Here is a 13,147-nt window from a genome sequence, read left to right as displayed (position 1 = left end):
TTAATATTATAATATATCGATGGAACCATAAAATTTTTTTATTTTAAGATGCCGATGTATACTAAAACCATTTTTATTAATCCCTGAAGAATCTAAATATCGCCCAACATAGACTTGATCATTATTATGATCAAAATCACTGCACCATACATATTCATTAGACCATAATATTTGCCCTTTTGTATGGAAATAGTAACTAAAAAATACATATGCACATAACAAGGCTGAAGGCATCTTTAAATTATTTTTATATCCACCTGGTAAAATTCCACGCGTTTCATTAAAAATATTTTTTCGAATTAAATACCATGAAAATTCGATATTATTTTGTTTTGCAAAAGACTCGTTTAAGTACCAATCTTGATTATAAAAACAAGGCTCTTTTTTATAAGAATTAATACCTAAAAAATCGCGCATTTTTATTAAATTCAAAGGAGAACCATCTATGAAATTGGGGATTCCCAAAATTAAAACATAATTTCCTACTAATTCAGAAATCTTCTTCAAACTATAAGGTATTAATGGAATTTCATCGTAAGAAGAAGATTTTTTAATTCCTAACAGATTTGAAATATTTTCCAACTCTTCTGGTCCAATAAAATCTGTCTTAAAAATTTGCTTTGCAAGTGCTATATCTGTAACTCTTTCCATTTAAAATAATTTATAGCCTCCTGAAATGTTGCTACGTGCCCTACTTTTTTATATTTTTTTATTTTTTCAAATTCTTCTTTAAGTAGCTCAAATCGTACTCCCCATTTTAAATTTTCAAACCATGCAAGATCTGAAACTGCAGCGTTAATTATTTCTAGATCAATTTTTTTATCTAAAACAACCTTTAAAAATGTAAGAAAAGCTCTGTATTGATGATAATGAGAAGCCACTATAATTATTCGCTTCCATCCATTTTCTTGCGACAGTTTAATAATATTTTCAGCTTGCTCTCTCGTATTCAAAGACATATCTTCAATTATTATGTCTGAATCATTTACATTTTTTTTTACAAGAGCTTCATATAATTGCGCCGCAGGAAAAGATCCTTTATCTAAATTTTGTATACCACCACTAATAACAATAAACGATGCCCATTTTTGCAAGTACAGTTCTAATGCTTTATCAATCCTAAAAAAACCATCTCCTTCTAGCAGAATAATTGCATCAGATTTTTTGAGCATATCATTACTTACAAGCACAATAAACAGTTCTTGGAATGTCATAATCAAAAACATTCCCAATAAACTGGCGATCCTTCTTCTATTTCTATTTTTGCAATTTTACCTAAAATTTCTGTCTTATGTTTTGGCAAAATACCCAAAGCTGGCCTTAATTCTACTAAATCTTCTCTGTCTATAATTTTTCCCTTAGGAATATATCTTTTAGCATACAAAGACCGACGCTGAACTATCACAGTTTCTTTTTCTTCTTCAACAACCATTTTTCTTGTAGTGCCCATCGCAGATTCTAACTGACGAATATAATCAACCATAGTTTTAAAATCAGAAGGATCCATAGAGTGAGCATGATCCGGGCCAGAATCAGATTTATTTAATGTAAAATGTTTTTCTATAACAACTGCACCTAAAGCAACAGAGCCCAAAGCCACAACTGGCCCCGGAGCATGATCAGAATATCCTGTTAAAATATTAAAAGCTGTTTTATAAGTTTTTAAAACATTAATATTTGCATTTTCTATTTTAGAAGGATAATTAGTAATACATTGTAACAAAACTATATTCATATTTCCTGAAAATTCAATAACTCTCAAAGCTTCATCTACCTCTGCTAATGTTGCATCTCCCGTTGATAAAAAAATAGGCCTATTTTTTCTAGCAATATATTCAAGCATTTCTAACCAGGTAATATCACCCGAGCCTATTTTTATAAAAGGAACATTTAATTTTTCACACAAATCCACAGCCTCAAAATCATATGGTGCTGTAGAAAAATCTATTTCAACATGCTTACAGAAATCAGAAATCTCATCATGCCAATCTCTATGAAATTCCGCATCTCTAAAAACTTCTTCTATAGGTTTTTTCCAGGAACCATGAATTCCTTTTAGTTGCATTTTTGAAAAACCTTTTCCTGCAACTATCGATTTCGATTTAAAGCTTTGAAATTTTGCGCAATCTGCACCAGACTCTTTAGCAGCTAAAATAAGCTTCTTTGCTTTTTCAATGCTACCATCGAAATTCGCACCAATGTCTGCAATTACATAAGAAGGATATCCTTCGCCTATAAACCTATTACCTATTTTTATTATTTTTGAAAAAGTTTTATTCATAAATTCCTTCATCTTTTTCACAAAAGTCTATGCTCTATTTTTATCATTGCCATATTCAAATATAAGGCTGACCTACCAAAACAATCTCATCCGATAAAAAAGCTGAATCTAAAATATTTTGTAATTTATTTATATGTTCACCCATTTCATAAATAATTCTTTCGTCTTCTAAAAAATATGACATCTGCACTAATAATTCATATACATCCATACCAAAATACCAAGCGGCAACAGGACTGAATCCACTTTTATAAAAAGCTGACAATAAACTATTATCAGTAAAACAATTTATATGACCTAAAGGATCTAAATGTCGCACAACAGAATCATTAAATATTTCTTGAACAACAGTTCCTAAACAATTCCATCTGGGTACTTCTGCAACAACGAGAGATTCTCTCTTGAAAAGAACCTTATATGCCGATTTCAAAAATTCTATCGGATTAGGGACATGCTCTATAACCCCCCAAAAAGTTATAATATCAACATCAGAAAACCTTTTATATTCTTTAGTAAAATCTATGCATTCTAAATCAATTCCAAAATTATTTTTACAAAAAATTCGACTTGATTCGCTAATTTCCACGCCCACAGCATCTAGTCCATTTTTTTTACAAGCATACACAAAATGCCCCCCCCCAGCTCCAACATCAAGAATTTTACGAGGAGGCTTACCATATAAATTTTTATAAGTTTTAATTACCCATTCTAACTTTGGAACAACAATTTCTTTAATTCTTTCTTCCATTAACAATTTATCTGTATAAGTAGATGAATAATGAGAATCAGAACTATAAAATTTTTGCAAAACCTGTTTCGTCGGCCTATTTATAACAAAACAATGGCCGCAATTAGAACATTGACAATAATTTCCATCATAAATTTTAAATTTAAATTCACTATTTAAAGCGGAAATTTCACAAACAGGACACTTTTCTATTTTTTTTGTATTAGTAGCAGAATATAAAGCTTGCCGTGAAGTTCTAACCGATAAAATTTCTGCTTTTAAATTTTGAAGCACCTCACGCTTAAGACTTAAAACATTTGTACTTTTACCCAAGTCAACACTAACTTGAAATTGTTTTTTACAACAAAAGCTCAACGATTCGCACAAAGACCAAATCTCCAAACGGCTCTTTAATTCGTTGTTAAACATTGGAACACTTCTAAACCACTTCATATGCATTATCTCTTTTTAAATTTTATCAATTAACTCTTTCATTGACTCTACAGATAGCCACTCTAAATTTTTATCACTACTATATTCAAAATCACTTGCAAGTAGCCTTGCAGCTTGATATTTTTTTGCAAATTTATCCGCTACCATTGGGGATAATGCAACGAAATAATCTTCGAATTCATACGTTAAAGCAGAATCTTCTTTTGATATCATAACTTCATGAATTTTTTCACCAGGCCTTATACCTATGTTTTTAAATTTCGTATTAGGAGCAAGTGCAATAGCCAAATCCGTAACACGCATGGAAGGAACTTTTCTAACAAATAATTCTCCACCTTCCATCACATTCAAAGCTGTTAAAACCATTTCTACTGCTTGATCAAGTTTTAACCAAAAACGAGTCATCCTCTCATCAGTAATTGGAAGTTCATTACTTCCACACAAAATCAATTCTTTGAAAAATGGAACTACAGAACCACGACTACCTAACACATTGCCATAACGCACAACAGAAAATTTAGTATCCCTAGAACCTGAATAAACATTTGCTGCTAAAAATAATTTATCCGAGCATAATTTTGTTGCACCATAAAGATTTACAGGAGCACAAGCTTTATCTGTACTTAAAGCAATAACTTTGTTCACGCCTCTATCAATTGCTGCATCAATAACATTTTGAGCTCCAATTATATTTGTTTTAACCGCCTCAAAAGGATTATATTCGCATGAAGGAACTTGTTTCAATGCCGCTGCGTGAATAACAATATCAACACCATCAAAAGCCCTATAAAGTCTTTCTTTATCTCTTACATCCCCTATAAAAAATCGCAATCTTGGATCATTTTTAAATTCGGGTAGATTAGACATTTCGAATTGTTTAAATTCATCTCTAGAAAAAACAATAACGCGTTTAATATTTTTAAAATTATTTAGAATTGTTTTAATAAAAACTTTACCAAAAGAGCCTGTCCCGCCAGTAATCAAGATAGATTTTTCATTTAGCATAAACTTAAGACCTCTCTCCTTAGATATTCATTGAACTTTTAGAATAACATTAGTACTTTTTGTAGAAAAATCAACTTCAAAAATATTTCCTTTTTCAATCTTAAAAATTTTTTCACATCTAGCAATGGTACTCAATCTATGAGCTACGACTATCAAAGTTTTTTGGTTACTAATACTATAAATTTCATCCATGATTTTGCTCTCTATATCTGTATCAAGAGCTGAAGTTGCTTCATCTAAAATTAAAATTTGCGGATTAGAATACAATGCTCTTGCAATCGCAATTCGTTGTTTCTGTCCCCCGCTAAGCATTATTCCACCTTCACCAACTATTGTATCAACACCATTTTTTGTTAAAAGAAAATCATAAATATTTGCTTTAACCAAAGAATCAATAAGTAATTCTTCGTTATAAGTTCGTCCAAAAACAACATTTTCAGCCACGGTACCATCCAAAAGATAAACTTGCTGTGGGATGTATCCAATTTTCATTCGCCAATCAATCAGATTGGACTTATCAAGAATTTTATTATCTATTAAAATTTCTCCGTTTTTAACAGGATAAAATCCCATAATTATATCCAAAATAGTGCTTTTACCAGCGCCACTTTCACCAATGAAAGCAACTTTCTGATTTTTTTCAATAATAAAATCAATATTCTTTAATAAAATTTTATTTTTTTCATGACCAAAAAAAATATTTTTGAATTCTATTTTTTCACCAAAATTTATTTTTTGATTCCCTAAAGATTCAACCTTAAGAGGCAATTCCAAATAATAAGACCCAAGAGAATTAAATGCATATAACATTTGATTATAATAAGTAAAAATCCTCGAAAGAGATGGTAATAAACGATAAAAAGCAAGCGCATAAATAGAGATAATTGGCAAAACAGCAGATGAGTCTCTATATGTCCAAAGAATAAACAAAATCATACCAACCATAGTAAAAAAGCCTAACGATTCTAATATAACACGCGGTAAATCTTGTAAAATTTTATTTATAACTCCCGATTTTGCTAAAGAATAAGAAGCGCTCTCAAACCTTTTTAAAATATGACCTTCATTAGAAAAAAGCTTTATTAATTTAAAATTTCCTACAGTTTCACTCAATGTTCTACTTAAAATTTGCCAAACAGCTCCTGATTTTTTTCCTTCTTTAGCAACCCTTTTTGTTATAAATTTCATTAAACCAAAAGCTTGTATTCCTAAAAAAAAGGTTAATGCCAAAGTCATTTTCCAATCAACAAACAAAAGTGCAGAATAAATGAATATACCTGTTAAAATCTCCGTAGAAATTTGCAAAAAACAGGTAATTATCTGCGTAAGAGAACTTGCATCTGAAAAAATAGCTTTATAAACGCTTGAAGAATTTTCACTAACAAAATTTGAGTAATTAAAATTAAGATAATTATTAAAAACATAGCAAGCAAAAGAGTGATATTTTCCTTGTGCAAAATTACTCAAAATATAGCTAAAAATAAAATATATTAAACTTCTAAAAAGAAAAAATACAACTAAAAAAGCTCCTAAAAAAGAAATAAATTGCAGCGGCGATTGAAGTCCCAAAAAACTATAAATTTTATGATAAAAATCATTTTTATAAATTAAATCAAAATTAGTAGCAACTGAAATAAAAGGCATAACTATAGAAAGACTTAAGGTTTCAACCAATGAAACAAAAATAGAAAAAGACAAAAGAAAGATTATTTTTCTTTTGTCTTTTTTATCCAATAAATTTGTAAAAATATTAAGCAGATCTCTTATATTCATTTTATTAAATCAAATTTAAATTTTTTGCTTCAAAATCTCACCATAAATTTTGATTATTTTATCACCGTAATGATCCCACGTAAAATTTTTAATTTTTTGTTGCGCCGCCATTCCCATCTGGAAACATCTATCTTGATGTTCATAATACCAATTAATTTTTGCAGCTAAATCGTCAACATCGCGAATGAAAACAATAAAACCCTCTTTACCATGTTCAATCAATTCTTCTCCACCAGTATTAGTTGTACAAATTACAGGCATACCGCTTGCCATTGCTTCGCTAATAACCATCCCAAATCCTTCCTGAATTGAAGGTAAAACAAAAAGAGAAGATTGTTTGTATAAGTTCTTTAGGTTTTCCTGAGATGTTGAACCATAAAATTTAACATTATTTCTTATAGTTAAATCTTTCATAACCTGTTTAAAACAATTTTGAATATCCCCAACTATCAAAAGCTCTGAGGTTTCTTTCGGTAAATCTAATTTATTCCAGGCTTTAATTAGATATTGAACTCCTTTTTGCAGTGAAACCTGACCTACAAAAATAACTCTAAATTTTTTAGTTTTTTCAATTCTTGATTGATAAAACCTTTCAAAATCAACACCGTAAGGCACTTTTAATAATTTACTTTGAGATATATTTTGACGAATAAAACTATCACGAACATGTTTGGCTGGTGTCATAATATAATCTGCAACTTCGTATTCTTTAACCATTTTTTCAATATTTTTCTGATTTATTGGTTTGGCTTTAACTCCATATAATTCAAACTCTTCCTGTAAAATTTTTGATTGTTCAATAATATGCCAAGACCCTGACTCTGCTATTATTTTTGCACCAGTTTTTTTTATTTGGCTGTAACTATTTAACCAATAATTCGTCCACCCTACAAAAATGTCTAATTGTTCTACATTTTTGAACTGGTTTGAAAGCCATTTATCAAAAATATAATCTTTTAAAACATACCATGATGAATTATTAATCAAATATGATAAACGAAACTTAAGATAAACATCGCCTAACAATTTACCAGATCTAAAATTACTTATATTTTTAGAACCAAGTAATTTTAAATCACCTTCACCAGCGACGGTAGTAAATAATTTTTCTAAATAATCAAAGCGATTCAGTTGCGTTGCTAAATAAAAAGCATGGAATCTTTCACCCGCAGCGATAGCAACTTTCATCTAAACTTCTTTCAATTTCAATTCAAAAATATAAAAAAGCGGTGCAGGTTGTGATAAACATTTTGAAATAAAATCTTTTCCTTCATTATTCGCATCTTCCAACCTAAATATAGATGTCGAAAATGGAGATTCTATCATTTTTACTAAATCTATTGCAAAATATTTTTCTAAAAGTTTTTCATAATTTTTTTTATCATCTAAAGTCACAGTTCCCATAATAAATGCAACTTTTTTATGTTTTTTTAATTGTTCAAAAATTTCATTAACATCCGCCTGAAATTTATCAAATCCATACATTATTTTAAGATAAGAGCTATCAAATATAAATTCAAAAATTGTTTTTTTATCAAAAAAATTAAAAGATCGAAAAAGATAAGGAGTCTCATAAAAAACTAATAAATCAAAACTCGAGTTATTTAAATATTCTACAGTCTCTTTGAATTCTGTTCTTAGAGCTGGTTCTAAAATATTTTTATTATAATCCCCTCTTGCAACAACAAAAAATAACAAAATAATAAATATCCCAAAATAAAATTTTTTAGAAATTACTTCTTTAAAAAGATACCCAATTAATAGATATAAAATAGGAATAATAGGTAAAAAAAACCTTATAGGACTAAACTGACCCAAAATAGCTCTAAAATAAACTATAAATAAAGGAATTAATAAAAAAAACAAAACAAATGAGGACTCAAAAAAGTTAACTTTTTTATTAAAATATTTTTTCAATAATGAATAAAAAAGAAAACAAGTCGCACAAATTATTAAAATAGAAACAAGCTTCCATTCTAACAAATAAAAAGTTTTGAAATGATAAAAAAATCCATAAGAAGCAGCGAATTCTTTAATATGTTGTCTTACAAAAAAATGATCATACCAAAAATAAGTCATCGGCCAAATTTTATGAGAAAATGGATGAAAAACAAAATATAAAAACAATGCTCCAAAATCATAAGCAAAAATAACCGAAATAAATGGAATAACAGACTTTTTTAAAAAAAATATCATATTAAGATTTTTTTGCCTAAAACAAAAAAAGAAATACACAAAAACACAGGGTATATAAACTAATAAAGAGGGATGAGTTAAAAGCGAGCTCGCTAATAAGATAGATCCCCAAATATGATACTTCCACTTTAATTGTTCTACCCCATACAAACAAAGTAAAATAGCAAGTAAATAAATTGCGACAAAAACCAAATGTTCTGCTTTAGAATAATAAAAGTAAAAAGGTGACGAAAACCATAGCAAAGCTACTATCAAACTTAAAATAAAATCCTTTAACAAATAAAGGGCTAAAAAAAACAGTGCCAAAACAGAAATTAGCCCAGATAATGTAAATAAATATATAATTTTATCTGGTGAATTTAGATGAAATAACGCTGCTAACAAAACTATAACAGGTTTTCCAGCTGCATGATAAAATTCTTTTCCATTTAATAACTGATTTGTGCAATCCGCTAAGTAGGAATCATCTACATGCTGAGTCCAATGACTTTGTAAATTAACAAAATTTACAAAAATCAAAAAAATAACTGCTGAAGCTGCTGCTAAACAGGTAAAAATATTTACAAATTTAAGGTTCGATAACTTCATTACTTATTCCTATCTCAATAATTTAATAACATCGGACAAAACTTATTATTTTTGAAATCCCAAGTAAAAAACTGTAAATCAGGATTTTGCTTCAACCATTTTTCATTAAAAACAAAACTAAAAATTTTTACTTTAGTATCATTCAATTCTTCAATATAAAATTGCCCGACACAATTTTCATTTTTGACTAAAAGATTAACCAAATCTTTAACCCCGCTAAAAGATATATCTTTATTTAATGAAACAAGTCGAAATCCATTTTTTATTTTTTTTATAATAATTTGTTCTTCAAGATTTTCTAATGCATCAGGATAAGATGTAGCCCCAATTATATAAACTTGGATATTATCACTTCCTGTTATAAGTCTCAAATGCTGCAATAACGACAATGAAGACAAATATTTCGGGGTAACAACAAATACAAATTTATTACATGATTTCGAATTTAAATTATTTTCTTGTGCAAAGTTATCAAGAATATTAACAGTTTTAATCCAAGAACCTTTATAATCCCAAACTTTATCACTGAAAAAAGCCCCGAATGATGTTATGCAAAGCAAAACGAAAATAAATAACTTCCCACGCCCTAAAAAATTATTTTTATAGATTAAAAATAAAACAATAAAAAGAACAATTGGTACTGTTGTGTAAACATAACATACCCCATAACCAACAACCAAAATTGGCCAAGCCAAAGCTAAAGCTGAGAAACTTAAAAATAAAACATAAAACTTTTCTAATTTTTTAATTTTGAAAAACAAATAAAAAAGAAAAAATAAAAAAATTAAAATAAACAGCAACGTAAATTTTGTATATTTGTCGATATGTAAAAAAGATAGTCCAAAGGCATCCCTAAAATACGCTAAAAAAACCCAAACTATATCTTTCCATTTTAAAGTTAAAATTTTTATTTCAAAATTTGACAATCCATAAGATTTAAACGCCGATATTCTATAAAATAAAATGCCTAAATAACTCAAACTAATTAGAAAAAATAAATATGTTTTTTTTAGGGCAATCCAAAACAGACGAAAATTAAGTTCTATTTTGTTTAAATAAAATAAATAAACTCCTCCAAATAATATAAAGGGAAATACAACAAAAATATCTCTAGTAAATTGTCCAAGAAAAAAAAATAGAGTCGATAAAAAATAAAACCTGTAAAGATTAGAATATAAATACTTTTTTAAAAATATAATGACTAATAAAAGACATGTTGTTGTAAAAATATAATTTATATTATACGCATGTAAAAATGTATCAAGCAAAGTACCTTGAAATAAAAAAAACAAAGCCCCTAAAAAAGCAAATAAAACAGGAAAAAACCAATTTAATATCCCAAAAAACAATACCGAATTAATCGAATGCAAAAAAACATTAACCATAAAATATAAAAAATAGTTAAGTTTAAAAATAAAAAACTCAAGTCCCATAATCAAATAAAGAACTGGACGAAAGTAAGGAGAATAAGAGTCCAGTGAAAAGTTCCCAAAAGATTGAAAATAGCTATCGCCCGGAAGATAAAATCGATGCCCCAACTTCCAGAACCCCAAAAAGCTTCGTATACCGCTCAACTTTCCATCATTAATAACTACATAATCTACTGGATTTAAACCTCCTAAAGAATATTTCGATCCTAAAATTAAAATACCCACAATTAATAAACATAAACTTAAAATCCATTTCGCATGTTTATTTTCAAAAAACTTATCTAAAAACATTCTCTCTCCTTTTTAAACTTTTTTAGCAATCACATAAAAAATTGCTGCTATATTCGAAGAAAATTTAATTTTATTTAGAAAAAAATCTAAGAATTTTATAGGCCAGAGTAAAAGCATGAAAAACAAAATCCAAAATTGATAAAGACTTTCAAATCCAAAACTTAACAAAATTGCCAAAAAATTTGTTGTAATTCCTAAAAAACTACTTGCCGGCCCTGCTAAAATCCCAATATCTTCTACTGCAAAACCAAATTCTTCAAATAATTTTCTTAAATCTTCTTTTGTAAATCTATGAAAATCATTTGGACTTGCGTGAAATTCATAAATAAAAGGTACTGTAAAATAAGCATTTCCATCTTTTTTCAATACTCGAAAAGATTCCGATATTACAACTTTATAGTTATAGATATGCTCTAAACTTGATTCATTTACTATCAAATCAACAGAATCTCTTTTTAAACATAAATTTGTTGCATCCGAAACAATGTCAACATTCGGATAAGCAAATAAATCCACATTTATTATTTCTTTATTTATTTGGTAATTTCCAGAAGCAATGTTTAAAATAATTCCGTTTTTATTTAAGAAATATTTTATTAATTTGTCTCGAAATTTTGTTGTTACATAAACACTGCTAATAATAATGATCAAAAATCTATAAAATATAGGGAATTTTTTTAATTTTTCTTTTAAACCTACAAACTCAAATTTTTCATCATGCTCAAATTTTACATTCAAACTTTTATCACAAATAAAATTGTTTTCTTTCCTAGCTTTTTGAAAATCCACAATTTGGTTTATTTTATCTAACTTATTCAGCACATTTCTTCCTACAAATTGCAATCAAAGATACGCCAATTGGAAAATTAATTTTATTCAAAAAATATCGTTCTGAAGAAAATATTGTTTTAAAAAATGAATTTACAAATTTATTTGGAATTTTCAATTGAGAATCAGAAGAAACATTTAATAAACGAACTAAGGTTATAAATGGAAATAAAAAAAAATTAAAAAAACTGCACTTTAAAATTTCCACATTTTGAGTTCGAAGTAGCACTAAAAAATCTTTTTTATTATACCGTCTTTTGTGGGGAAAAAATTGATGTTCATCATGGTTGCTCCATAAAAATTTACATGCAGGAACTGTAATAAACATATACCCACCGCTACGTAAAACTCTAAAAGCTTCTTTGAATGCTTTCTCATGATCCTCAATATGCTCCAAAACATCCATAGCAAAAACAATATCAAATGAATTATCTTTAAAATTGTTACTTAAAATATCTTGCTTAAGTACATTCAAACCATTTTTTTGAGCATTTAAAACCATTTTTTCGTCTAAATCTATACCCAGAACATTGCCAAACTTAGATAAAAACTCAAGTTCAACACCAGAACTCGTACCAATGCTTAAAATTTTTAATTTTTCAGTTTGTTTTGAGAAATATTTTTTCCAAAACAAATCGTAAACTATTTTACGACGCGATTCAAACCACCAGTGTTCGCGCTCTATTTCAAATAATAGCTCTCGTCCTTCAATCACTTCCCAACCTCCAATAAAATATTATCGATTACCTCTTCCATAGTTGGCAAACTAATTTTTAACAGATCTTCAATTTTTGAAACATCCAAACCTAAACTATCTGCTCTAACGTTATGACTTAAATTTTTCACACTTCCTATATTAAAATTAGAAAAATCAAAATTTAACTTTTTTGCCAGACCAATTGCAAAATCTTTTTTAGTAAAAACGTCACAACTTGCCACATTAAAAATCCCAACAGGCTTTTTAACTAATAACTGCGATAAAACATTTGCAAAACAACTAACATCTATACTTGAAACATAAACATCGTCAAAAATATTAATATTTCTTTTATTAACAAGCGCATCAATTACCCACTCGACAAAAGATGGTTGTGTTTTATCATTTCTGAAACCTACAATATTTGTTCTAACTACCAAAGAATTATTATATAAGAGTGTAAATATTTCAGCTGCATACTTTGTTCTTGCATATTCATCCAATAAGCAAATTCTCGCATCTTCTTTATGTTTCAAATTTTTGTTCCCATGATAATAATAATCGGTTGATATTTGCACTAAAAATATATTTTTTTTCTTACAAATTTCAGTCAAAATGGTAAGAGGCCTTGCATTAATTTGATATGCAAGGCCTGGATGTGCATCACAAACCTCATGATCAATAATAGCAACAGTATTTACAATGATATCTGGATAAAATGATTCAATTAAACAATTAAGCTTAAAATCATCCCTAATATCAAAAACAAAATCAGCTTGATCAATTGCCGTCCCACAAACAATCCAATTCTTTGATTTAAATTCTTTTACAAGAACTCTTCCAAGCATCCCTGAAGAACCTAAAACTAAAATTTTCAC

At 28.1% G+C, this 13,147-nt stretch carries 12 protein-coding genes; all 12 read right to left on the bottom strand.

Features of this window, described 5'->3' with window-relative positions:
• Positions 1-6: 6 nt before the first annotated feature.
• Genes DEA20_00625 through DEA20_00570 form a run of 12 tightly spaced genes read right to left on the bottom strand, consistent with a single transcriptional unit; the run spans position 7 to position 13,147 of the window.
• Positions 7-651, bottom strand: coding sequence for a hypothetical protein (locus DEA20_00625; protein HBS47695.1), 645 nt, complete (start codon positions 649-651; stop codon positions 7-9).
• Entirely contained in the window at positions 630-1,217 is a 588-nt protein-coding gene (locus DEA20_00620) for a YdcF family protein (protein ID HBS47694.1), read from the bottom strand. Before DEA20_00620 ends, DEA20_00625 begins: the two co-directional genes overlap by 22 nt.
• The gene (locus DEA20_00615) at positions 1,217-2,281 is read right to left on the bottom strand and encodes a flagellar biosynthesis protein FlgA (GenBank protein HBS47693.1); all 1,065 of its coding nucleotides are present in this window, start codon (positions 2,279-2,281) and stop codon (positions 1,217-1,219) included. Before DEA20_00615 ends, DEA20_00620 begins: the two co-directional genes overlap by 1 nt.
• A 55-nt stretch (positions 2,282-2,336) precedes the next feature.
• Complete coding sequence (locus DEA20_00610) at positions 2,337-3,467, bottom strand: hypothetical protein (GenBank protein HBS47692.1); 1,131 nt, start codon at positions 3,465-3,467, stop codon at positions 2,337-2,339.
• 9 nt (positions 3,468-3,476) lie between these two features.
• Entirely contained in the window at positions 3,477-4,466 is a 990-nt protein-coding gene (pseB, locus tag DEA20_00605; GenBank protein ID HBS47691.1) for a UDP-N-acetylglucosamine 4,6-dehydratase (inverting), read from the bottom strand.
• Between the two features lie 27 nt (positions 4,467-4,493).
• A complete protein-coding gene (locus DEA20_00600) occupies positions 4,494-6,239 on the bottom strand; it encodes an ABC transporter ATP-binding protein (protein ID HBS47690.1) in 1,746 nt (581 codons plus the stop codon).
• Between the two features lie 15 nt (positions 6,240-6,254).
• The gene (locus DEA20_00595; GenBank protein HBS47689.1) at positions 6,255-7,427 is read right to left on the bottom strand and encodes a hypothetical protein; all 1,173 of its coding nucleotides are present in this window, start codon (positions 7,425-7,427) and stop codon (positions 6,255-6,257) included.
• Positions 7,428-9,023, bottom strand: a complete 1,596-nt coding sequence (locus DEA20_00590; GenBank protein HBS47688.1) for a hypothetical protein — start codon at positions 9,021-9,023, stop codon at positions 7,428-7,430.
• A gap of 14 nt (positions 9,024-9,037) precedes the next feature.
• Entirely contained in the window at positions 9,038-10,744 is a 1,707-nt protein-coding gene (locus DEA20_00585; GenBank protein HBS47687.1) for a hypothetical protein, read from the bottom strand.
• 12 nt (positions 10,745-10,756) lie between these two features.
• Positions 10,757-11,587 (bottom strand): hypothetical protein, encoded by an 831-nt coding sequence (locus DEA20_00580; GenBank protein HBS47686.1) that lies wholly within the window; start codon positions 11,585-11,587, stop codon positions 10,757-10,759.
• Complete coding sequence (locus DEA20_00575; GenBank protein ID HBS47685.1) at positions 11,556-12,302, bottom strand: hypothetical protein; 747 nt, start codon at positions 12,300-12,302, stop codon at positions 11,556-11,558. Before DEA20_00575 ends, DEA20_00580 begins: the two co-directional genes overlap by 32 nt.
• Positions 12,284-13,147, bottom strand: a complete 864-nt coding sequence (locus DEA20_00570) for a hypothetical protein (protein HBS47684.1) — start codon at positions 13,145-13,147, stop codon at positions 12,284-12,286. The genes DEA20_00575 and DEA20_00570 overlap by 19 nt, the downstream gene beginning before the upstream one ends.

The organism is Candidatus Dependentiae bacterium, from assembly GCA_003511165.1.
Classification (GTDB): domain Bacteria; phylum Babelota; class Babeliae; order Babelales; family UBA12411; genus UBA12411.
Note: the sequence above shows the minus strand (reverse complement) of the source record. Positions and strands in the feature narration are given on the sequence as shown.